Annotated in this window: 18 protein-coding genes; 12 read left to right on the top strand and 6 right to left on the bottom strand. The window is 43.4% G+C overall.

Going from position 1 to position 23,225, the window contains the following annotated elements:
• Positions 1-495: 495 nt before the first annotated feature.
• Positions 496-3,660, top strand: coding sequence for a cellobiose phosphorylase (locus LCL89_RS14080; protein WP_224810606.1), 3,165 nt, complete (start codon positions 496-498; stop codon positions 3,658-3,660).
• A 61-nt stretch (positions 3,661-3,721) separates the two neighbouring features.
• A complete protein-coding gene (locus LCL89_RS14075) occupies positions 3,722-5,047 on the top strand; it encodes a glycoside hydrolase family 30 protein (protein WP_224810605.1) in 1,326 nt (441 codons plus the stop codon).
• Positions 5,048-5,242: 195 nt separating this feature from the next.
• On the opposite strand, the gene LCL89_RS14070 is transcribed toward LCL89_RS14075, so the two are convergent.
• From LCL89_RS14070 to LCL89_RS14060, 3 genes are read right to left on the bottom strand one after another with little or no spacing between them, the layout of a single operon-like run.
• Complete coding sequence (locus LCL89_RS14070; protein WP_197317397.1) at positions 5,243-6,610, bottom strand: PTS ascorbate transporter subunit IIC; 1,368 nt, start codon at positions 6,608-6,610, stop codon at positions 5,243-5,245.
• Positions 6,611-6,636: 26 nt separating this feature from the next.
• On the bottom strand, positions 6,637-6,906 hold the full coding sequence (locus LCL89_RS14065; protein ID WP_197317398.1) for a PTS sugar transporter subunit IIB: 270 nt from the start codon (positions 6,904-6,906) through the stop codon (positions 6,637-6,639).
• 22 nt (positions 6,907-6,928) lie between these two features.
• Positions 6,929-9,043 (bottom strand): BglG family transcription antiterminator, encoded by a 2,115-nt coding sequence (locus LCL89_RS14060; protein WP_224810604.1) that lies wholly within the window; start codon positions 9,041-9,043, stop codon positions 6,929-6,931.
• A gap of 281 nt (positions 9,044-9,324) precedes the next feature.
• On the opposite strand from LCL89_RS14060, the gene LCL89_RS14055 reads away from it, so the two are divergent.
• The 3 genes from LCL89_RS14055 to LCL89_RS14045 all read left to right on the top strand — a co-directional run bounded on the left by LCL89_RS14055 (position 9,325) and on the right by LCL89_RS14045 (position 12,114).
• Positions 9,325-9,771 carry a VanZ family protein gene (locus tag LCL89_RS14055; RefSeq protein WP_224810603.1) on the top strand — a complete coding sequence of 149 codons (447 nt, stop codon included), beginning with the start codon at positions 9,325-9,327 and terminating at the stop codon, positions 9,769-9,771.
• 137 nt (positions 9,772-9,908) lie between these two features.
• Complete coding sequence (locus LCL89_RS14050; protein WP_224810602.1) at positions 9,909-11,273, top strand: TcaA NTF2-like domain-containing protein; 1,365 nt, start codon at positions 9,909-9,911, stop codon at positions 11,271-11,273.
• Between the two features lie 31 nt (positions 11,274-11,304).
• Entirely contained in the window at positions 11,305-12,114 is an 810-nt protein-coding gene (locus LCL89_RS14045; protein ID WP_224810601.1) for a zinc ribbon domain-containing protein, read from the top strand.
• A 156-nt stretch (positions 12,115-12,270) separates the two neighbouring features.
• On the opposite strand, the gene LCL89_RS14040 is transcribed toward LCL89_RS14045, so the two are convergent.
• Complete coding sequence (locus LCL89_RS14040; RefSeq protein WP_224810600.1) at positions 12,271-13,557, bottom strand: DNA sulfur modification protein DndB; 1,287 nt, start codon at positions 13,555-13,557, stop codon at positions 12,271-12,273.
• Positions 13,558-13,559: 2 nt separating this feature from the next.
• Complete coding sequence (locus LCL89_RS14035) at positions 13,560-14,006, bottom strand: hypothetical protein (protein ID WP_224810599.1); 447 nt, start codon at positions 14,004-14,006, stop codon at positions 13,560-13,562.
• 389 nt (positions 14,007-14,395) lie between these two features.
• Here LCL89_RS14035 and gloA2 point away from each other — a divergent pair, with 389 nt between their 5' ends.
• A complete protein-coding gene (gene gloA2, locus LCL89_RS14030) occupies positions 14,396-14,782 on the top strand; it encodes an SMU1112c/YaeR family gloxylase I-like metalloprotein (protein ID WP_224810598.1) in 387 nt (128 codons plus the stop codon).
• Positions 14,783-14,821: 39 nt separating this feature from the next.
• Here the strand turns inward: gloA2 and nagE are convergent, their stop codons facing one another.
• A complete protein-coding gene (nagE, locus tag LCL89_RS14025; RefSeq protein WP_224810597.1) occupies positions 14,822-16,189 on the bottom strand; it encodes an N-acetylglucosamine-specific PTS transporter subunit IIBC in 1,368 nt (455 codons plus the stop codon).
• 194 nt (positions 16,190-16,383) lie between these two features.
• On the opposite strand from nagE, the gene nagA reads away from it, so the two are divergent.
• From nagA to LCL89_RS13995, 6 genes are all read left to right on the top strand, one after another.
• Positions 16,384-17,535: an N-acetylglucosamine-6-phosphate deacetylase gene (gene nagA / locus LCL89_RS14020; RefSeq protein ID WP_224810596.1), complete on the top strand. Its 1,152-nt coding sequence runs from the start codon at positions 16,384-16,386 to the stop codon at positions 17,533-17,535.
• Positions 17,536-17,727: 192 nt separating this feature from the next.
• Positions 17,728-18,456: a glucosamine-6-phosphate deaminase gene (nagB, locus tag LCL89_RS14015; protein WP_224810595.1), complete on the top strand. Its 729-nt coding sequence runs from the start codon at positions 17,728-17,730 to the stop codon at positions 18,454-18,456.
• Between the two features lie 72 nt (positions 18,457-18,528).
• Positions 18,529-19,533: a UDP-glucose 4-epimerase GalE gene (gene galE / locus LCL89_RS14010; protein WP_224810594.1), complete on the top strand. Its 1,005-nt coding sequence runs from the start codon at positions 18,529-18,531 to the stop codon at positions 19,531-19,533.
• Between the two features lie 145 nt (positions 19,534-19,678).
• On the top strand, positions 19,679-20,449 hold the full coding sequence (locus LCL89_RS14005; protein ID WP_224810593.1) for a tyrosine-protein phosphatase: 771 nt from the start codon (positions 19,679-19,681) through the stop codon (positions 20,447-20,449).
• A gap of 317 nt (positions 20,450-20,766) precedes the next feature.
• Entirely contained in the window at positions 20,767-21,894 is a 1,128-nt protein-coding gene (locus LCL89_RS14000) for a hypothetical protein (RefSeq protein WP_224810592.1), read from the top strand.
• Positions 21,869-23,032: a glycosyltransferase family 4 protein gene (locus LCL89_RS13995; protein WP_224810591.1), complete on the top strand. Its 1,164-nt coding sequence runs from the start codon at positions 21,869-21,871 to the stop codon at positions 23,030-23,032. The genes LCL89_RS14000 and LCL89_RS13995 overlap by 26 nt, the downstream gene beginning before the upstream one ends.
• Positions 23,033-23,225 lie beyond the last annotated feature (193 nt).

Genomic DNA, 23,225 nt, shown 5'->3' with positions numbered 1-23,225 from the left:
TTTCACTGCGGGGTCTCGCCTAACCTGTTCTTCCCGCAGCAGTCTCCCTGTTTTCCCTTCCCACCCTGCCTAAAGGAATTTAAACGGACACATAGAAGTATAAGAAATAGACCTTTTTAGAGATTAAAAGAATTCTGCAATGTGGTGTTTTAAAAGATTATTGGTGATTTCGATCATCATATTCGACAAGGACGCCGGGAACGGGTGAGACTCCCGCGGGAGTAGGGAGCAGGCGAGATCCCGCAGGGGTTATAGCCCGAGGAAGCTTGCCGGTTCCCCCGCAGGAAAGCGAATCCTTTCCCGGCCACCTTACATCCGTACAAACATATCGAAATCAACCTTAAGAAAAGCTGAAAGTGCGATAACTATAAGCAATTTCGAAACCGGTTTAGTATTATCTTTGAAAAAAAGAATCAAGGGGAAGGAGAAAATATTTCTCCTTCTTTTCCTGTGTAAAGATGAAACCCATACATACTTAGAAAGAGGTGCTTTTGCATGGTGAATTATACGTTTAATGATGATAAATATTTTGTGATTGAAGACTTTGATCAGGCGAAGACGTTCTCAAGCTTTCTGCCTGGTTTAGCCGGTTTGTACGGGGTACCGATGTGGGCCTTTTATGTGAACCGCGGGCAGGGCATGGTGAGTTTCGGCGTCCAGGATAAAAACAACGCGATTACAGAATTTTATCCAGCGAACCAAGCTTATGAACGAGTGTCAACGAATGGTTTCCGTACATTCATCAAAATAAAGCGCAACGATGATTCCGTTGTATTTGAACCTTTCAGTGATGGTTCGAAGAAAAAGGTGAAACGTACGATGTTCATTAAGGAAAATGAACTCATCGTAAAAGAACGTAATGAAAAATACGGGATTGAAACGACCGTAACTTATTTCACTCTGCCTCATGAAAACTATGCTTCCCTGATGCGGAAAGTGGATGTAGAAAATATATCTGACAAGGAATTGAGCATCGAAGTCGTGGACGGCCTGCCTGCGATTCTGCCTTTCGGAATCGAAGATGCGGCCTACAAAGCGGTGGGGAACACGTTGAAGAGTTGGATGGATGTGTTCAACTTAGAAAATGATATTCCTTACTACCGTGTCCGCTCATCTACGGGCGACACAGCTGAAGTAGAGGAAGTGACGAAAGGTCACTTTTATGCGAGCTATGCAGAAGATGGATCTTTATTAAAACCGATTGTCGATGCGTCGATCCTTTTTGGTGAAAATACATCCCTGCGCTTCCCGGACCGTTTTGAAACGGACTCTGTTTCTGAACTTTTAGAGAAAGAACAAATCACAGCAAACAAAGTACCGTGTGGTTTTTCAGCATATTCCGTGCAGCTTTCTCCTCAAGCATCAACCGTTTTACGAACGATGGTCGGTCATGTGAATGATCTTGAGATCCTTCAGGAGAAGAAGGAAGACTTGGCTTCTGCTGCATTCTTTGATGAAAAGTATAAGGAAGCCGAGCGATTGGTAGAGGACCTGACAAGCGATATTGGAACTCAGACCGGCAGCGATATGTTCGATGGCTATACGAAGCAGAGTTATTTGGATAATGTGCTGCGTGGCGGGTACCCTGTACTTTTGGAAAATGAAAAAGAACCATTCCTTTATTATGTGTATTCCCGTAAACACGGCGATCTTGAAAGAGATTATAACTTCTTCTCTGTGGCACCGGAATTCTTCTCTCAAGGGAACGGGAACTTCAGAGACGTCAACCAAAACCGCCGGAATGATATCTTCTTCAAGCCGGAGGTCGGCGATTACAATATCAAGTTGTTCATGAGCCTGATCCAGGCGGACGGGTATAATCCGTTAGTCGTTAAGGGTGCGTACTTTGAATTGATTGAAAAAGAAGACCTTGGATGGCTGGAAAACCTGTTTACTGATGATGATGACTTCCATTATATGAAGAAACGACTACAATTATCGTTCACACCAGGTGCGATTGTGCAGTCGATCGTCGACCGCAATATCGCGTTAACCGTCACACCTGAAGAATTTTTACGTACTGTCCTTTCTCATAGCGAGCAGGAAATCGATGCAGAATTCGGAGAAGGGTACTGGGTCGATCACTGGACATATAATCTGGATTTGGTCAAGAACTACCTGAAAGTTTTCCCAGATCAAAAGCAGAACTTGTTGTTCAACGATCGTTCTTATCGTTACTTCACAAGCCCTGTCTTTATCAACCCACGCTCTGAAAAATATGTACTTGCAGATGACAAAGTCCGTCAGTACGGGGCGATTACAGAACTTCATGAGTCTAAAGCCGGCAACTGGCTGAAGACGAAAGATGGCGAGCTTTACAAGAGCACGTTATTTTCAAAAATGTTCTCACTAGCTCTTCTTAAATTCGCGACCCTTGATCCTTATGGCATGGGGGTTGAAATGGAAGCGAATAAACCGGGTTGGAACGATTCCATGAACGGTCTGCCGGGTATTTTCGGTTCTGGAATGAGTGAAACGGTAGAGTTGAAACGACTGCTTCAATTTATGATGGATAGTGAATTAGAAGATACAGTCCTGCCGGTCGAGGTTGCTGCACTCGTGCAGGACGTGAAAACGGCACTTCAGAAGAACCTATCAGACTATGAATATTGGGATACAGTATCTACAGCGAGAGAATCCTATCGTTCTGCGATAAAAGACGGTCTTGATGGGAAAGAAGAAGTTCTGACAGCGGCTGATGTTCAGGAACTGCTGCAACTCTTTATGGGAAAAGTGGATGCCGGAATTGAGAAAGCGAAAGATTTAGGCGGAGGGTTAGTGCCGACCTACTTCTATTATGAAACTGCTCAGTATGAAGTGAAGCGGGATGATGAAGGACAAGTGGTCAAGAACGAGAAAGGCTACCCTCTTGTACATGTTCAGTCCTTTGATGTTCAAGTGCTTCCTCACTTCTTGGAAGGTCCGGCAAGAGCTTTGAAAGGGATGGATGCAGAACAAGCCGGAGAGCTTCATCAATCTGTCCGGAAATCCGATCTTTATGATAAAAAGCTGCACATGTATAAAACATCCACGCCACTTGATGACATGAGTTTCGAAGTGGGAAGAGCGAGAGCGTTTACTCCTGGGTGGTTGGAACGCGAATCCGTGTTCATGCATATGGAGTTCAAATATTTATTGAGCCTGTTGAATGCCGGCTTGTACGAAGACTTCTTCGATGATTTAAAAACGACCCTGCCGCCGTTCATGGATCCGTCCGTGTACGGAAGAAGTACGCTTGAGAATTCGTCGTTCATCGCAAGCAGCGTGAACCCTGATGAAAACATGCATGGTAGAGGTTTTGTCGCGCGGTTGAGCGGCACGACAGCTGAGTTTTTATCCATGTGGCAGGTGATGATGACTGGAAAAGAGATGTTTGGAGTCGAAGAGGATGAATTGACCCTGAAACTTCAACCTATTCTTCCGGAATGGCTGTTTGATGACCAGAACCAGGTCACGTTCACATTCTTAGGAAAAATCGATGTGACCTACACCAATGAAAATCGGAAGCCGACCTTCGGGGACGACGGAGCCTCTGTGGTTCAGTATGTGCTGCATGATGATACAGGCTCGACCGTCATTGAGGGGGAGAAGCTCCAAGGTGAATGGGCGGAGAAAGTCCGGGAACGTGCAGTTACGAAGATTGATGTGACTTTAAAATAAAATCCACCCTCCCCGCCGATCACGACGGGGAGGAATTTGACTTTTTAGGAGGAGATACACTGTGAAACTGATTCAAACGATCAAAGATACGAATGACCGCCTTGCAGAGGTTGAAGGACTTTCTTTTACAGAGCAGGAAACAAAGGGTACACCGACGGTTACCCTATTCCCGGAGGAACGCTACCAGAGGATCATGGGATTCGGGGGAGCTTTTACCGAGGCGGCTGCCTACACGTTGTCACAAATCTCAGAGGAACAGCGCATCGAGGTCATCAAAAGCTATTATCATCCTACTGAAGGATTGGGGTACAACCTTGGACGAACGCATATACATAGCTGTGATTTTTCATTGGAGAATTACACGTATGTGGAAGAAGATGATAAGGATTTACGTACGTTTTCCATCGATCGGGAGCATAAATATGTCATTCCGATGATCAAGGATGCAAGGGAAGTGAGAGGGGAGGAAATCACTCTTCTATCTTCTCCATGGAGTCCGCCTGCCTGGATGAAAACGAATAAAGAGATGAACCATGGCGGAAAACTTTTACCTGAATATCGTGAAACATGGGCGCTTTATTATGCAAAATATATTGAGGCAATGGAAGAGGCCGGGCTGCCGATTTGGGGAGTGACGGTCCAGAACGAACCGGACGCCACCCAGGTGTGGGATTCCTGCATCTATACAGCGGAAGAGGAACGGGACTTTGTACGTGACCATTTAGGGCCGAAGCTTGAAGCGGAAGGTTACAAGGATAAAAAAATCGTGATCTGGGATCATAACCGTGATATCGCTTATGAACGCGCGAAAACGGTTCTTTCCGACCCGGAAGCAGCGAAGTATGTATGGGGTACAGGTTTGCACTGGTATGTGAGTGAGGAATTTGAAAACCTGACGAAAATCCACGATGATTTTCCAGACAAGCATTTGATCTTCACAGAAGGTTGTATCGAAGGCGGCGTCCAGCTTGGAGCCTGGCATACAGGAGAACGCTATGGCCGGAACATCATGGGCGATTTGAACAATTGGCTCGAAGGCTGGATCGACTGGAACCTTGTCTTGAACGAGCAAGGCGGTCCCAACCATGTAGGGAATTATTGTGACGCTCCGATCATTGTAGATACTCAGGAGAAGGAAGTTCATTACAATAGTTCTTATTACTATATTGGCCACTTCAGCAAGTACGTCAAACCGAATGCGGTCAGAATCAAGCACGAAATGGACCACCACTCGCTTCAGTCCGTCGCTTTTCAAAATGAGGACGGCTCGATTGTGCTTGTCGTCATGAATGAAACGGATGTAGCGGAAGAGGTCAGTGTTGTGTTGAATGGAGAGTCTTGTAGGCTGACGTGTGAGGCGCATGCGATTTATACGCTGGTAATTTGATGATTTTCATAAAGAAGTGTCTGTCTTGGGCAGGCGCTTCTTTTTTGTGGGAGCGGGAGTGCGTTTATCAGCGGGAATCTCTATTTATCAACCAGAAATGTGGATTTATCGGCAGAAAAGTGATTTTATCAACCAAAAATCCAACTTTATCGACCAAACAAGCAAAAAACCCCCTCAAGGAGGGGGCACTTAAAATTATGCTGCTTCTGAATCTTTCGCTTCTTTCAATGATTTAGACTTCCATCCAAGAGCGAACAGCACAGCGATCAACAACAATGTCACTCCGATGAACAACGGATTCGATTCGATCACACGAACCAGGTTACCTAGCACGATTCCTACGACACCGAAGTCGGAATCGCCGAAGGTCGTTCCTTCAAATCCGAGGGAACCGAGGACGGGTAACAGAACCGCCGGCAGGAAGCTGATGAGGACACCGTTGGCCATGGAACCGAAGATAGCACCTTTTCTTCCTCCTGTCGCATTACCGAATACGCCGGCTGCGGCACCTGTGAAGAAGTGCGGGACAAGACCTGGAACGATGACGCTCAGTCCAAGCAGTGGAAGGAACATCATGCTGATCAATCCTGCGATGAAACTGAACAGGAACCCGATAATTACGGCGTTACTTGCGAATGGGAAGATTGCCGGGCAGTCCAGTGCAGGCTTCGCATTCGGTACAACTTTATCTGCGATACCTTTGAAGGCAGGTACGATTTCACCAAGCAGCATGCGTACACCGGCAAGGATGATGTAAACACCAGCTGCGAATGTCAAACCTTGCATGAAGGCGAAGACAAGGAAGTTCTGGCCGCCACTGAGTTCTGCTTCAATGAACTGTGGTCCAGCGAAAAGGGCGACGACGAAGAACAAGAGAACCATTGTCAGGGCTACAGAGACGGAGGTGTCTCGTAGGAAGCCAAGGGATTTCGGGACTTTGATTTCTTCTGTGGACTTCGAATTTTTCCCGACTGCTTTTCCGACTAGTGAAGATACGAAGTAACCGGCAGAACCGAAGTGTCCGATCGCAAAATCGTCGGAACCGGTAATTTTACGAGTGAAGGGTTGTAAAATAGCTGGAGATAAGACCATAAGTGTTCCAAGGATGATGGATCCTAAGATGATCATGGAAATTCCGCTCATGCCACCGGTTGTAAGAATGACGGCGATCAGGCAGGCCATGAACATCGTGTGGTGACCAGTCAGGAAAATGTACTTGAATGGAGTCACACGGGCAAGGATGATGTTGGCGACCATACCGAACAGCATGATCATGGCAGTTTCCGTACCGAAGCCTTCCTGCGCAAGTGCAACGATGGCTTCGTTATTCGGAATGACACCGTTTACAGAAAATGCCTCGTTGAACATCGAGCTGAACTTGCCAAGCGATTGCACGATCACCTGGGCACCGGCACTCAAGATCACGAATCCCATGATAGTCTTGAGTGTGCCGGAGACGATGTCGGCGGTATTCTTTTTCTGGAAGATCAAGCCGAGAAAAGCGAATAACCCGACAAGGATAGCAGGTGTTCCTAAAATATCTTTCATTATTAAATCGACCATGGTGGATTCCCCTTTTTAATTAGATTTTACAGATTCTGTTCCAAAGCTTCACGAAGCTCATTTTTGTCCATCAAGTTCTTCAGCTTCACAACGTTTTTGTTGCTGTCCTCTTCAAGGTTTCCTACGATGTCTTCAGAGCCTAGAAAAAGGTCTGCCTGTTCCGTTTTGGCACTCGTCAAATCTGTGTGAGAAACATCTGCTTCTTTCCCCATGTCTTTCAGTGCTGCTTTTACGTTCATCTCCACGATCATGCTGCTTCCTAGACCATTTCCACATACAACTAATACTTTTTTCATTTTGATAACCTCCAGTGTTTTTTTATGATGTCACGTAATGTTCTTCAATGACGCTTAAGATTTCTTTTTCGTCTTTCGCTTCTTTCAATTGTTCAATGGCTTGTTCTTCTGAAAGAACTTCACTCAACTGGGCAAGGGCTTTCAAGTGCGTTTCATTATCGATCGCTGCGAGCACGATGACCAAGTGAGCCTTGTGTTTAGCCTGCTCTGAGAAATGTACAGGCTCTTTTAATTGCAGTAAACTCATCCCAAGTTTGTTGACGCCTGCTTCCGGTCGAGCGTGTGGAAGAGCGATATCAGGTGCGATGACGATATATGGACCGAGTTCATGGACGTTTTCGATCATCGCCTGGACGTACTCTTCTCCGATCGATTGATTATCAAGCAGAGGCTTGGCCGCCGTTTGGATCGCTTTTTCCCAGTTTTCTTCCCGATCTTTCAACTGTATGGTTTGTTCTGTCAGTAAGTCTGTGAGCATCGGTTTTCTAAGCTCCTTCGTTTTTGTCGTATCTTCTTTTAAATAATGAGTCAACTCTTCCATAAGGGCTTCTTTATCATGAATGGATGCGTGGTCCTGGATGATGTCCATCAATGCATGCATAGAATCTTTTGATTCAGCTGCTGATGTAGGGACGACTTCATCCATTCGACGTTTGATCCACTGCTTATCCATGTTGGACAAAATCGGTGGTACATGGATGATCGGCGTCTCGTTCTCTTTTAAATAGTTGGTAGAAAAAATGACATCGACATCAAAGTCTCGGGCCTGATATTCTCTCATCGATAGAGAATCGATGATATAGAGGCCGGGAACCGTCTTTTCCAGTTGGGTCTGGAGCATTTTCGATGTGCCGATTCCATTTTCGCAGACGATGATCGCTTTGCATGAAATGGTTGCTTCTTTTTTCTCCTTCGTGAGCCAGCCGCCAAAGTGAAGAGTCAAATAGGCGGTCTCATCATCAGGAATTTCTTTTCCTACAAAACGTTTGAGATGCTTCATCCCTTTCGCTGTCAGAAGATACAAATCGGGATAATTTTCTTTGATGCTTGCCGTCAGTTCATTCGACGTGTGAACGCCATATTTCAACCGGTAATAGGCCGGTTTGATATGGGTGAGCAGATTAGTCTCCAACTCTTCCTTATTTTCAAAAATGACACAGGCATTGGTTTCAAAGTCTGCAATCATCCGCCGGACGACTTTCTTCAAGCCTTTGATTTCACTCGTATGGCTTCGTGCGTCCACATGCTGGACTTTGGAACCGAGGAGATTCATCGTAATGAATCCCACTTCTTCCGGAGGGAAGGCGACATCATAGATGTCCTCAAGCTTCCGGCATATCATTTCTGATGAAGGATGAGCGGCTGATTGCTCCAACACATGCCTTTCCTCTTGTTCAATGAAAATACGATTCTCATTTTTTATGCGTAGAATCAAGATCAAAACGAAAAGGGTGAGATATTCGACCATTTGATCAGTCAATGTCAGTCCGAGTTCGTCTTCCGCTTCAAATAGCAGCGCCTTTACTTCCTGGAAGTGCTCCTCATTTTTATGAAAAGGAGAAACACTGTCTTGAATCATCCGGACAATCGTCTTTTTGACTTGCTTCGAATGACTGCTTGTAAGAACTGAAGAAAGTAGATTTGAAATGATAGAACGTTGGATTTCTTCCATCCCTTGAATGGTGTATCCCGTTCCTCGTTTATAGAGAAGGGATAACTCGTGGGCTTGGAAATCTCCTTTGATCTCTTTTAAATCTTTGGCGACTGTTCCTCTGCTCATCCCCGTAAGTTCCATGAATCGCTCCATAGATGAGGGAGTGATTTCCAGCAAAAGGCTCGCTTTGATCAATGTCTTTCGCTCTTCTTCAGAAAAGCGATAGTGCCAGCCTGTTTCCTGGATACTCTGATTCTTAGAAACATAGGCTTTGCTCTTTTCAGGGAGGAACAACCCTTGTTTGTATTCGCTTTGGACGGGAGGGAGGTTTTCCGCCTCCAGCCAGTCGTTGATTTGATCCACGTCATAATAGATGGTTCGTTCTGAAACCCCGACCTTTTCCGTCATTTCAGGAATCGGAAGCGGGCGGTCAGAATGAAGAAGGAAGGATAATAAGTGTGCACGTCTTTTATCCAGTACCACCGGGAGGCCCCCTTTTGGAAAAACTTTCTGCAAAATTATATTCAAGTAGTTTTGATGATCATCTTGAATCCAATTGTAAAGGAAGTGTGTCGTTTATGAAAGGGGTTTCAAGATTCAAGATTTGTAGAATATGAATTTGCAAAATTGAACAGTAAGTAAAAAGGAGTGCGCCGTTCCATCGATCCGTTCCCCATTCATAGACTATAAAGTTGATAGGATGGGATTTTCCTCTGTCTACAAATGCACGTTGATGGCAAAGCTGACACTAGGAGGGGATGGACGTGGCGTTAGACTATCAACTGATGTTCGGGATTGATAAGCAGATTCATTTTATATTCTTCGCAGGGATCGCATGGATTACCGGCCTGTTTATCTTGTTGCTTGTGGATCGATCCCGTTGGCGGAAGACACTCATGGATGCGGGATTTGCTTTAGTCATCATTGGTATATTAGAAGAATACCGTCAGTACTTTGATGCATCGAGAAGTGCGGAATTTCTGGATGCTGTGGCGAACCTATCGGGGGTGGCGGTGGGTTTGATTTTTCCATTTTTCCTTTGTATAGTATTCAGTCGGTCTCGTGGGATAGAGGTGCGGCGGTCGGTGACGCGCAGTCTGATCTTAGTACCTTTGTTCATCGGATTATTCATGATTAATGAAAGACCCTTCTTTGTATTGAATGAGACTTTATTATTGAATCATTTTCTCACCCTGATCGGTATGGGATGACCTGCACTATTTCAATAGGTGCAGGTTATTTTTTTGTATTCGTATATAGGGATATGGGAGTACTTTTTCTTATAGACAAAGAGTAGGATATACAGAAAAGGAGGGTTGGATCATTTTCTGAATGGGGGGGCGCTTAGGTGGAGTTTTGCACTTCGTGTGGAAATCGGCTCGGTAATGGGGTTTCTTTTTGTACAAATTGTGGAGCGAAGCACGCGGATAAAACTGTGGATTTAGAGGAAGATTCGACTCTTGTTAGGAAACAGAAGCGCAGATGGTGGATTGACGTAACGGCAGCTGTCCTATTGATGGGCGCACATTTGACGATGATGTCCATGTTTGACCCTATGAAAGACGTGCAGGCGATGGACCGGGCTTTGAACGAACAGGATGCTGATCGTTTTTTGGAGTTTTTGAAGCTGGATGAAGATGCTCTCATTCATCCTGAAGAGTTTCTCCGTTTCGTTGATGAGTCCGGGTGGGAAGATGTGCGTACCCAAATGATGGATGTCATTCAAAGCAAGGGAAGCAATGCCTTTGATGTGAAGATTTATGATTCTTACGGACATCCGTTATGGATTATGAAAAAGAAAGCGATTGTGCCAGGACTGTATCATACATACCAAATGGAAGTCATCCCCGATCAACTCCTTATTTCCAATACGTATGGTCCGGCAGCTTTTTCTATTGAAGAAGAAACGATGGAAGTGGAAGCGGCTGATGCTGAGGTGCGCTTCATCAAATTGTATCCCGGTGAATATGAAATGGAGATTCAGGCGGAAAATGAATTCGGCCAGCTTACGATATCCGATTCCATTGTAGTTGATTCTTTAGGTGGGGAGGAAATCACCTATTATGCACGTTTGCCGGAGGAACGCTACAGAATCGTGACAGATCATGAAGATGCGGTTTTGTTTGTGAATGGAGAAAGTACTGGAAAGATGTTGGAAGAATATGAAGAACTGGGACCTTTCCTGGGTGGGGAAGAGACCGAGGTTCACGCGGAATGGACGAATCCGAGAGGCGAAATTATTAAAACAGATCCGCTCTATCCAGCGGATGCCTATAGAACGGATTTAGCGTTTATCTTTGATCAGCCTATTGTGGAAAAAGAAACAGAGAGTGTTGGTCTGAACGACCGGGACGCGGAAGAGCTGGTTTTGAATTTCCGAAAAGCATATGAAGAAGCGTTGAACAACGATGATTACAGTCGAATAGATCCATATATCGCTGCAGGGAGTCAGGCAGACAAAGACTTGAAAGAATACCTTAATGACATGAGAGGTGCTGATTTTTCCTATAATTTCACCGATAATAAAGTGCTCGCCGTGGAAGAAACGTCGGACGGAGTGGTGGTCACGACAGAAGAGAGGTTTATTTTCACCAATCATAAGGGCGATCAAATCGAATACTACAAAAACAAAGATTACTATTTAAAGGAGGAAGCTGGAACATATAAGATCACTCTTATTGAAATTACATTCACTGAACGGAATCACCGTTGATTTCATTATGAACAAAGGAGATGTGGGGATTATGAATTGTTCAAAATGTGGAACGGAAATTGTCAATGAGGCGAAGTTTTGTGGAGGGTGCGGGGCGGCGGTCGTTTCCAACGAAGCCAATGGAGAACAGCTTGAAATGTTCGAGATGAACCAACAACAGCCCCAGCAGCAAAGGGCTTCGAAAGCGGTGCCTCAAGGGAAAAAGGATAGCGAGTATGTCGAAAAAGCGAAAGTCACAAGCCGGCTTTATCTCAACTTTGCGACGGGATCGCTGAAAGCACCTTTCAAGGCAAGTCAGAATGTGAATGGATCTGAGAAAGTCAATGGCGTCATATCCATGGTACTATTAGCTTTCTTCATTCCTCTTTTCTCTTACTTGGCGGCCCGAAGCTTCAGTTACGGCGTGGTCGATGTCTCATTTGGAACAGTCTTTCAGCCTTTCTTTTATCTATTGATATTTTTAACGGTGTTCATTACCGTCACGTTCGGTGTGGCTAAACTGATGCGGGTCGATGTGTCGTTCATGGACGTTCTTGCCAAGTATGGATCCTTAGCAGTTTTGCCGGTTGTTTTCCTTGCAGCTGCTTGCTTATTTTCAATCCTTTCGATGGATACGCTGAGTGCGTTTGTCTTTTTCGTAGGAATCGTTCTCGGATCGGTCGCATCGTCCTTACTCTTGTTTTCCGTTCATTCCGGTAAGACTACTGAAGGCGGTCTCGATTTGTTCTATGGAATACTGGTATTGAATGTGCTGCTATCGATCATCTTCTTTGTTGCTGGAGTGAATTTTATTGAGGGGATTGTTGAGCAGATCGGTAGTAATATGTTGTGGTTTTACTAATTTAATTAAAGAACCACTGTAACGGGTAGCTGACTTCCTGTCTTCTTTATTTATGTGTCATAAAAATAAATTTCTATATGCTTCAATATGTAATTGTAATCCTATTTCAACAAAAAAGGGCTAATGAACTAGAGGTTATTAGCCCTTTTTTTGTTTTTAACCGGTTTGCTTATTATTACGGATATTATCTAATACAACATGTAAATCAATTGCAGTTGCAAGGTAATCAAAAGCAGATTTCTGGCTAATACGGTTGTTCATAATTTGACTCTTTTCATTTACTATTTTACCAACCCATTCTGTATTTTTCTTGCTCATTATATTTACTTCTATTATATTATTATCGTCATCTGTCACTCTTCTATCTTGGGCGAGTTTGGAAATTAGAACATCAAGCTGGTAGTCGGACTTCCAATCTTTTCCGTAATCAAAATAGGTTTTCCATAAATTAAACGCAATTTTCATTAATGGAATAAACATTATGTTTTTAATTATGAAGCTCTCATCACGAGATGTCCTCCTTAATACAGATGATGCATTAGGTTGCATTTCGGGATAATGAGTTGATAGTTTTTCAAAAAAAACCTGCACAAAAGAAATTAGATCGTCATATACTGCTTTTTTATTTTCTAAATTATAAATTAAGGACTTAAAAGGTTTGATAGCAGTATGAAGGGTAGAATTAGGAACCATTTTTCGTGATTTTGGAGCAATTGTGGTCCGGTTGGTTTCAATTTCATTCTCATGAAACACACCATTTTGAGAGAGTAATTTTGCAATGAACCTGTAAGTAGGAGTGCTCTCAGGGGCGATACGAATGGACTGTGCTGATGTAGGTTTCTTGACAAAATTATTTAGTTGACGAAATAAAACCCCTTCTTCAGACGAATCGATATTGTGCACAGTAACAAAAATATGATAATTCGGGTCAAATTGATCAACTAGTGGCTGAATTTCTTCCTTCGTAATAATCATGTCATCCACCGTGATTTTTTTAGGGATTAAATTTGACTTTTCTTTCCATTCAAAAATGCGATAGTATGCTTTGTGTCTATGAGCAGAATCGGGGATAGTAATATTACCTTTCATTTCCAATTTTCTTTGGCTGTGATCATAAATAAGTGTGGTATTGCCTTCTTCCCACCTAACATTCCAACGTAATTCATTCCAGTAAAGTTTTCTTTGTAAAATCTGATAAGCCATTTCCTCAACGGTAGAGTCACTTATTAATAATTTTTCATAATAAATTGGATAAAAATCATCCACATTTGACATATCTTCATCTGGACTATCCTTATCATACTTTCCTCGTTGTGTAGCAGGACAGTAGGTTATTATATGCCTTTTTAAAGCATCGTAAAGCTCATATGCCGTCACTACACCTTTATAAGTATCACCCGATTGATCGACATTTTCTAAATAAATTGAAGATAGCAAAGACATGATTAACACTCCTTTTCCTTAAGGGAATAGCAATAGCTTTCTAGGTGGGACAATCTATCTTCATTCCAAATTTCTAGCCTCACTGAGCTAATTAGTCGCTCTTTTTCCAAAAAATTGTACAAACTTTTAATTTTTTCGTGAATCTGCTGGGCATCCATCTTTTGACGCGCCCAGCGTGCTACTATTTCTCCTTCGTGTATGAAAACTACTGCAATTGTTGGCTTGACCTGTTCAAGAGTCTTAATACTCCCCCTTATAGTCTTAGGACTCTCACTGACAATGACTTCTACTGCTAAAAAAGGAATGAATTCAGAGATAAGAAGAGGGTTTTTAATTAGCCAAACACCGTCTGTAGGCAAGGACTGGGAAAAGGTTTTCTTTACTATAAAGTTCATCTCTTCTCCAAGCTTTAATAACCTTTCCTGGGATAGTTTATGACCAGCCCGCATATAATCCCTCACTTCACTTTAGTTACTAAGTGATACCCAACCGCTAACTAAATGAAACTTAATTAGGTGCTAATAATTAATAAAGTTTCCACAAATGCTTTTTTTAGTATAAAAAGCATTTGTGAGTGATATCTCTATTACAAGGTATAAGGTGTTATGATATTCTTACGAAGACTCGATTGCATCATTAAGAATTCTACAACTTCTTATCTTCTTTCCTTCTTTTAAGAGACTGTTTTTTTATGTTAGTTTCACCTGGTATCTATACTTTTTACTAATTTTAGATAGCTACAAAAGGTTGTACTATATAGAAATTTCTAAGGTGCATTTAATTCTAATTAAAACCTATATGCTTTTTTATTCCAGACACAATATGAAAGGGGGCAGCTATGCTTTTTAATAACATCCATCATGTTGCCATCATTTGTTCAGACTACGAACTATCCAAAAGTTTCTATGTTGATACGTTAGGGTTGAAAGTCGTCAATGAAATATACCGCGAGGACCGTGACTCATATAAGCTGGATTTAGAAGTCGGGGGAGTCTATCAAATTGAACTGTTTTCCTTCCCGAATCCACCTGAACGACCGAGCACCCCTGAAGCTCAGGGACTTCGTCATTTGGCGTTTGAAGTGGATGACGTGGAGGAAGTGAAGCGAGAATTGGAAGGCAGGGGAGTAAACGTGGAGGATGTAAAAATCGATCCTGTGACGGTGAAAAAGTTTACGTTTTTCAAAGATCCAGATAAGCTTCCACTTGAAATTTATGAAAAATGAGGAAAGCGCTCCTGACCGTTATGGTCAGGAGCGCTTTTTTTATTCATTATGTTCTCTAATTGCGTCAGCAACAAATTCAACATGTGTCCCTACAATCACTTGAAGATTCGTTTGACTCGTTTTAAAAACTCCCTTGGCACCGTGACTCTTCAAAGCTTCCTCATCCACCTTTTCCATATCCTCCATTTGCAGTCTTAAGCGCGTAGCGCAGTAATCCATGGAGCGGATGTTTTCTTTTCCTCCAAGGTCCTTGATGAAGTGAGTGGCCATTTGTTGATACTGGTCTCCATTTCCACGTGGACTCTCTTCAACCATCGTGTCCACATCTTCTCGTCCCGGTGTTTTCAGGTTTAGTTTTACAATCAGGAAATAGAAAATGAAGAAATATATGGCCCCGAATACGAGCCCCTGGACAAGGAGAAGTAACGGTTTTTCGGCAATGCCGAAGTTCAATAAATAGTCGAGGGCTCCAGCAGAAAAGCCGAATCCATGCCTGATGTCCAGCCAAAACGAAACCATCATGGATAAACCTGTCAATAAGGCGTGCACGACGTAAAGCAGCGGAGAGAGGAACATGAAGGAAAACTCCAGTGGTTCTGTGATCCCCGTCAAGAATGATGTCAGTGCAATTCCGATCATACCTCCGGCAATGGCTTTTTTTCGTCCTTTTTTGGCAGCGGCAATCATGGCGAAAGCAGCGGCAGGAAGTCCGAACATCATTATAGGGAAGAAACCGGCCATAAAGAATCCAGCGGTCGGGTCTCCGGCAAAGAATCGCCCGATTTCACCAGTCGCACCTTCATATTCACCAAAAACAAACCATATCAGTGCATTAATGACGTGGTGGAGTCCAACAGGAATGAGGATACGGTTCAAGAATCCATACACTCCTACACCCAAAGCTCCTGCATCAATGATCCATTCACCGAGTGAGTTTATACCTTCCTGAATCGGCGGCCACACGAAACCGAATATTCCAGCCAGGGCTACCATGACGGCACCGGTAACTATCGGTACGAAGCGCCGGCCTCCGAAGAAACCTAACCATTCGGGAAGTTTGATGTCATAAAAGCTGTTGTATAAAAGGCCTGCGATGACACCGGAAAGTATCCCTCCTAAGATGGACATATCGATGTCTCCATCAATCGCTTTCGCTCCTTCGGTCAACACGAAGTATCCGATTGCTCCCGCTAAAGCGGCCGCCCCGTTGCCGTCCTTGGACAAACCGATCGCAACTCCAATCGCGAAAATGAGTGCGAGGTTCGCGAAGATGGCGTTCCCGGCTGCCGCCATGAAGGGAATGCCTAACAGGTCATCCTGACCCAAACGCAGCAATAGTGCAGCTGCAGGGAGTGCGGCGACCGGAAGCATCAAGGCTTTACCGATTCGTTGTATAAAATTGATCATTCTTATGTACCCCTTTCTAAATTCAAATCTATTATTGGTAACGCTTACACACGAATGTATCACAGCGTATTTTGGATGTATATAATATATATGGAATCTATTTTATTCCTTATTAGGAACTTAGAATGGTATATACATCAAGCGTTACGGTTGCTATTCTATGGTTAGTAGAACGAAGAAGGCAGGTGACTTGAATGAAGAGGTTATTGTTAGGTGGAAACATAGTGACCGAAACAGAAGTTATCCGTGACGGTTATCTCATTATCAATCAAGAGAAAATAGAGGAGATTGGTTATGGACAGCCGTCTAATCCTTCAAATATAGACGAAGCGGTCGAATTGGATAAAGGTGACTACATTTTCCCGGGATTCATCGACATCCACATCCACGGCGCTGCCGGGGCAGACACGATGGACGCCACTCCTAAAGCTCTTGAAACGATGGCTGAAACGTTACCGAAAGAAGGGACTACCAGCTTTTTAGCGACGACCATCACCGATGAGGAAGACCGGATTAGTGAGGCGCTGAAGAATGCTTCTGAATTCAAAAAGACCGATTCGATTGGAGCTGAAATGCTGGGAGTCCATCTGGAGGGACCTTTTATCAATAAAAAGCATGCAGGAGCCCAGCCTTTATCGTGCATCGGACCTGCTTCCGTCGATCAATTCAAAAAATGGCAGGAGACGGCAGAGGGCTTGATCCGTGTCGTAACGCTGGCACCTGAAGAGGATCAGGACCACCAGCTTATACAATACTTGAACGATACCGGGGTCATCCCGTCTATCGGCCACAGCCATGCAACATACGAAGAAGTGAAGCAAGCTGCAGAGAACGGATTAAAGCACGCTACACATTTATTCAATGCCATGCGCCCAATGCATCATCGTGAGCCAGGCGTTGTTGGAGCGGTGTTTTTGAGTGAAGATTTAATGGCAGAGATCATTTTCGATAGAATCCATGTAGCTCAAGAAATGGTCGAGCTCGCCTATAAAAACATAGGCAGTGATCGAATGATACTCATCACGGATTCGATGAGGGGCAAATGTCTGCAAAACGGCACCTATGATTTAGGGGGGCAGCACGTCCACCTGAAAGATGGTGAAGCTCGGTTAGAAGATGGGACGCTCGCTGGAAGTGTGTTGAAGATGAATGAAGCGGTAAAGAACATGTCTCAATTAGGTGTAAGTCCACTGGATTTGATGAAAATGTCATCTTGGAATGCGGCGAAGTCACTTGGAGTAGATGATCGGAAAGGGAGTATCGCTGCAGGAAAAGATGCTGATTTGGTGATTATGGATAAGGACTTCAATATAAAGCAGACGTATTGCAGAGGGACAGCCTATTAAGTTTATCAGCCAATTGCTGGCATTTATCAGCGGAATTCGTGATTTATCGATCAAAAATTCTATTTTATAAGCGGAAAAGGAGATTTATCGACCAAACACCTTTGAATCTCCTACTGAAGTGGTTACTCTTTAATGCGGCAGGGTAGACATTAAAATGTAAAGGGCGAAATTATAGAGAGTGGAGGAATCCCTATGCAAGTCATACAAGTCTCAGACTATGAAGAAATGAGCACAAAAACCGCCGCATTCTTTTACTGTTCCACCAAAGGCAGACCAAATCTCCATTTAGGGTTAGCGACAGGAAGTACCCCGATCGGATTCTATGAAAAACTCGTAGAAAGGCTGAAGTCCAACCTTGTGGATGTTTCCCATTTGAGAACGTTCAATCTCGATGAATATATAGGCCTGCACCGGGATCACCCCCAAAGTTATCATACATTTATGAGGGAGTTATTCTATCAACCTCTTGGACTATCAGAACATCAAACGTTTATTCCAGATGGAACAGCCGAGGGTATAGAACAGGAGTGCGAGCGTTACGAGAAGCAGATTCAGGAACTTGGAGGACTGGACATTCAGCTTTTAGGCGTCGGGAAAAACGGGCACATCGGTTTTAACGAGCCGGGAACTCCCTTTGACAGCCGTACACACAGTGTGGAATTGAAGCCTTCGACGCGAAAAGCGAATGCACGTTTTTTTGACTCGATGGAAGATGTACCGACCCATGCGATTACAATGGGGATTGGAACGATTTTGGATGCGGAAAAAATCGTCGTATTGGCCAGTGGAGAAGAAAAAGCGGAAGCGATCTATCAGTTGGTGCATGGGGAGTACAGTGAAAGTTGGCCGATCACTGCCCTTCAGAAACACCCGGATGTAACGGTATATGTAGATGAGCAGGCAGGTAAATTACTAAAATGATAGAAAAGTCGTTCTATTCTTTCATGAAGTGTTAGAATAGTAACGAATCTATTTTCATAAAGGAGTTTTTCAATGAACGTTTTAGTATGTGGAGGCGCTGGATACATAGGAAGCCATGCAGTCGCAGAACTTTTGAAAGCCGGTCATGAAGTCGTCATTCTCGATAACTTGCAGACGGGGCATGAAGGGGCCGTTTTTGAAAAAGCGACGTTTGTAAATGGAGACTTGAGGAATATTGAAGATTTACATAAATTATTTGAGCACCATTCCATCGATGCCGTCATGCACTTCGCTGCAAGTTCCCTTGTAGGAGAAAGTGTGGAAGATCCTCTGAAATATTATGAGAATAACGTTTACGGCACGATGAATTTACTGAAAGTGATGGCGGCTCAAGACGTCGATCGAATCGTCTTTTCTTCTACCGCCGCCACTTACGGTGAACCTGAAGAAGTACCGATTGTCGAGACGGCTCCGACCGTACCGACCAATCCTTATGGAGAAACGAAGCTGGCTGTAGAAAAAATGCTCAAATGGGCCGAACAGGCGCATGGCATCCGCCATGTTGTCCTTCGTTATTTCAACGTCGCAGGTGCTCATCCTGAATTTGATATCGGTGAAGACCACCAGCCGGAGACCCACCTTGTACCGATCATCTTACAAGTGGCTTTAGGTCAGAGAGAGCACATTTCTATCTTCGGAGATAATTACCCAACACCTGATGGCACATGTATCCGTGACTATATCCATGTCATCGACTTGGTCCATGCGCATATGCTCGCCCTGGACCACCTGCAGGAAGGGAAGGAATCCAGCATTTTCAACTTGGGGAATGGACAAGGATTTTCCGTCAAAGAAATGATTGAGGCTGCACGTGAAGTTACCGGCCATGACATTCCTGCAAAGCTTGCCCCAAGACGGGCAGGGGATCCTGCTCAACTGATCGCCTCCTCGGCCAAAGCGCAAAAGGAACTTGGCTGGGAGCCGAAGTATACTCAGATGAAGGATATAATAGCTACGGCCTGGGAATGGCATCAAAAGAACCCTTCTGGGTATAAGAGAACAACCAATATCCTATAAGAAATCAGAAATCCGTGTAGATTCTATTCTGCACGGATTTTTCTTTTAGTTTTACAAAAATGGGGAATAGAACTTATAACTATAGATGTAATTTAATGGAATTCATGTCTCAAGCTCCAATATACTAACTTATAAAGAGGTGGAAATGTTGATTGATTTGCATTGTCATATCCTCCCTGGTATGGATGACGGACCGGAAACTATGGAAGAGAGTATTTCAATGGCCCGTGCTGCAGCTGATGATGGGATTGATAAGATCATAGCCACTCCTTCCCATCTTCATCCTGAGTACCGAAACCCTAAAGTTAAGATCTTGAAAAAAGTGAAAGAGTTAAATGATTCGGTTAAAGCTGAAGGAATTTCTATAGAGGTACTGCCGGGACAACTCGTGCGTCTCGGTCCCGAGGTGGAGGAAGCATTTGAGAAAAATGAAATCCTTACGATTGATCAAGATAGTGGATATGTACTGGTGGATCTGCCTCCTCAAAAGGTTCCAGCAGATGCAGTAAACATGGCGCAGGAAATACAGTCTTATGGATATAAAATGATTGTTGCTAATCCGGAAAGTCATTCTTCTCTTCAAAAGAATCCGAATATCTTGTACGAGCTGGTGAAGAATGGAGCAATCACTCAAATTTCATCTGGAAGCTTAACCGGCAAGAACGGCAAGTCCGTCCAAGACTTTGCATTCCGGCTCATCGAGGCCAATTTAGCCCACGTCATTGCTTCTGGTACGCAAGGTACGAGAAAAAGAAGAGTCTCCTTGTCCGGAGCTTTACAAAAGATTGAGAAAAAGTACGGGGCAGGTTTGATGTATCAATTCTCCGAGAATGCCCACTTCATCATCAACGGAGAAATGGTTTATACGGATCGCCCTTCTATGATAAGGCCTAAAAAGTTGTGGGGAATATTTTAGATTAAGCCAGAGTAGCACGTATGAATTAATACATGGGATAGTCTCCTCTTTTGCTTTTTAATCGACTCTTCAAAAGGTGGCGTTCTATTCATCGCCACCTTTCTTTGTCTTTCCTGAACCCTTTCACTGTCCCTATCCCCCCTTACATATTCATTGTGCTTCCGTGCTTTAAAACGAATAAATTAGTAGGTAATGTAAGAAAACAAAAGATAATGAACGGATACACATGGATAATCATCTTATAATAGGAAAAACCACCTGTTTTGCGTGTTTTAAAATGAGATATATCCCCATATACTAAAGTTAAGTTCTTAATAATGAACGAAATGATTCTCATATTCTTTTCCAAGAACAAAAATGTAGAGAGAGATGGTGGTGAGGAAGTGTTTTATTTTGAAGCAGTAAAGAACTTGCTTGCGGTTAAAACAAATGTCCATGAGTTTAACTGGTCTTTCGGTTCAGCGATGCCACAAATCAATGAAGAAGAATTCGAACTGCACCGAATCAGGTTGGAAGTGATCGTCGAAGACTTTGAGCTGCCGGAAGACTTAGGGGAGCGGGAGAGTTTTCATTACTTTTACCATATCCCAGAGTCTAACGGGATGGTTTATGTAAGAGACCTTGTCTTCAACAAAAAGCTGATGTGGAAAATTGTGAACGCAGATACCTCCCATCCGTCTCTCGTCATCAACCCGGCTTATTACAAGTATGTGAAGTTTCGTTTCATCAATCTTCATTCGGTGTATGAATTATTGACGGATTTAGCTGCTTATCTACTATTGAAGGAAGGTTATGCACCGCTTTATGGAGCAGCTTTCGAGTTGAATGGCAGAACGACACTGACTTTCGCTCCACCGAACACAGGGAAAACCCTCACCAGCATGAAAGCCTGTACGGACTTTGAAGCCAGATATATATCAGAAGATTTATCCATCACGGACGGTGAGCATATTTATGCCGTCCCCTGGACGTGTTCCTATCGTCCCTCCACCTTCAGATCCTCATCAAGTGCATCGAAATGGAAGGAAAAATGCTTCGAGATCTTTCCGATTCTGGAGCTTTTGAAGAATAAGCGTCCGTCTTTGATCCATATATGGAATCAAAGCAACCGGATCGTTCATCGGTCCAAATGCAGTCAAATTTTTGTTTTGGAAAAGTCTCCGAATATAAATATGGAAGAAAAAGATTCAAAAGAGATTTACAGAAAGGTTCTACAATTGAATGGATACCGATTTCATTACATGAAGTCACCACTTTTAGCAGCGTTCACCTACTTCAATCCTTCCTTCACCTTGGAAGAAGCGTATAAAAATGAGATGAATATAATTAAGAGTCTCGTGGAAAATGCAGATCGTTCTTTTGTCCTTCAGGGACCGGATGCGTCGGATTATATGAATTCCATTCAAGGAGTGAACGATAATGAAAAAAGCACAAGGATCTCCTAAGATTCTTCACGTGGCTACAGTCCCGGAGTTTCTACCATTTCTTGAAAATCAGCTGAGTTATTTCAAATATCATGGCTTCGATACACACATACTCTCCTCACCAGGCAGACAGCTCGATGAGTTCGCTGAAGCAGAAGGAATTACGAAGCATGAAATTCCGATGAGAAGAGAGATCTCTCTTCTCAAAGACTTGAAGTCTCTATGGAAATTTTGGATTTTGTTAAGAAAAAATAGATTCGATATCGTTCACGTCCATACCCCGAAAGCTGGACTTCTAGGGATGATCGCCGCTTTTTTAGCGGGGGTGGAGGTAAGGATTTATCATATGCACGGATTGACCTATACCACCCGTACTGGAATGAAGAAAAATATTCTAAAGTGGTCAGAAAAGTTGACGTGCCGCTTATCCACACAGACTTACGCTGTAAGCAAGTCATTGAGAGAATATGCAATCGAACAGAAGCTGATCTCATCCGAAAAAATCCGGACGATTCAAAACGGGTCAATCAATGGTCTCGATTACGAATACCGGTATAAGCGTTCCACCTACCCTATTGAAGAATTCTACAAGGATTATCAGCTTTCTATCGACCACTTCGTCATCGGCTTTGTGGGCAGACTGGTCAAAGATAAAGGGGTCGCTGAACTGGTAGAAGCTTTTCACAAGTTAAAGGATAGGCATAAGAAAGTGAAACTGCTTGTTGTGGGTGAAATGGAGGACCATCATGGGTTACCGGAAGAAGTGCTTCAAACCATTGAAGAAGACCCGGAAATCATTTATGCAGGCACAGTTGAAAATGCAGCTCCATATTATGCACTGATGGATGTACTCGTTTTTCCGACGTACCGGGAAGGGTTCGGAATGGTAGCCATTGAGGCGATGGCGATGGGGACACCAGTGATCGCGAGCGAAGTCCTCGGCTGCGTCGATACTGTAGAAGATGGAAAAAATGGTTTTCTTATACCGCCACGAAACGTTGAAGCAATCATTGATAAAGTTGAATTTTATATGAACCATGAAGATGTCCGCCGCCAGCATGGAGATTATGGCAGAGAGGTCGTCTGTGAAAAGTATGAGCAGTCGACGATTTGGGGAGAGATGCTGGGTGATTATCAGACACAGATGAAAAAAATTTAACGTTTCGTTCGTTATATGGAATATAAAAGCTCGATAAAGTGAGAATATTGAAGAATTCTATGGGGGAATGTCTTGTAACTCCTAAATATGTATAAAAATCGTTCTATATAATGTTTTTATTTCGATTGACCTAGACGTATAATGAAAAAAAGTTCTCAATAATGAACTGAAGTATCGATCTGTGGACTCGATA

Source organism: Halobacillus yeomjeoni (genome assembly GCF_020171525.1).
Classification (GTDB): Bacteria; Bacillota; Bacilli; order Bacillales; family Halobacillaceae; genus Halobacillus; species Halobacillus yeomjeoni.
This window is presented reverse-complemented; position numbering and strand designations above follow the sequence as displayed.

What these genes read in the sequence shown, in the direction of transcription:
- LCL89_RS14080 (WP_224810606.1), top strand. Translation starts at nt 496, where the DNA reads ATGGTGAATTATACGTTTAATGATGATAAATATTTTGTGATTGAAGAC.
- LCL89_RS14070 (WP_197317397.1), bottom strand. Translation starts at nt 6,610, where the DNA reads ATGGTCGATTTAATAATGAAAGATATTTTAGGAACACCTGCTATCCTT.
- LCL89_RS14065 (WP_197317398.1), bottom strand. Translation starts at nt 6,906, where the DNA reads ATGAAAAAAGTATTAGTTGTATGTGGAAATGGTCTAGGAAGCAGCATG.
- LCL89_RS14045 (WP_224810601.1), top strand. Translation starts at nt 11,305, where the DNA reads ATGAATTGTTCAAAATGTGGAACGGAAATTGTCAATGAGGCGAAGTTT.
- LCL89_RS14040 (WP_224810600.1), bottom strand. Translation starts at nt 13,557, where the DNA reads ATGTCTTTGCTATCTTCAATTTATTTAGAAAATGTCGATCAATCGGGT.
- LCL89_RS14035 (WP_224810599.1), bottom strand. Translation starts at nt 14,006, where the DNA reads ATGCGGGCTGGTCATAAACTATCCCAGGAAAGGTTATTAAAGCTTGGA.
- gloA2 (WP_224810598.1), top strand. Translation starts at nt 14,396, where the DNA reads ATGCTTTTTAATAACATCCATCATGTTGCCATCATTTGTTCAGACTAC.
- nagE (WP_224810597.1), bottom strand. Translation starts at nt 16,189, where the DNA reads ATGATCAATTTTATACAACGAATCGGTAAAGCCTTGATGCTTCCGGTC.
- nagA (WP_224810596.1), top strand. Translation starts at nt 16,384, where the DNA reads ATGAAGAGGTTATTGTTAGGTGGAAACATAGTGACCGAAACAGAAGTT.
- nagB (WP_224810595.1), top strand. Translation starts at nt 17,728, where the DNA reads ATGCAAGTCATACAAGTCTCAGACTATGAAGAAATGAGCACAAAAACC.
- galE (WP_224810594.1), top strand. Translation starts at nt 18,529, where the DNA reads ATGAACGTTTTAGTATGTGGAGGCGCTGGATACATAGGAAGCCATGCA.
- LCL89_RS14005 (WP_224810593.1), top strand. Translation starts at nt 19,679, where the DNA reads ATGTTGATTGATTTGCATTGTCATATCCTCCCTGGTATGGATGACGGA.
- LCL89_RS14000 (WP_224810592.1), top strand. Translation starts at nt 20,767, where the DNA reads ATGAACGAAATGATTCTCATATTCTTTTCCAAGAACAAAAATGTAGAG.
- LCL89_RS13995 (WP_224810591.1), top strand. Translation starts at nt 21,869, where the DNA reads ATGAAAAAAGCACAAGGATCTCCTAAGATTCTTCACGTGGCTACAGTC.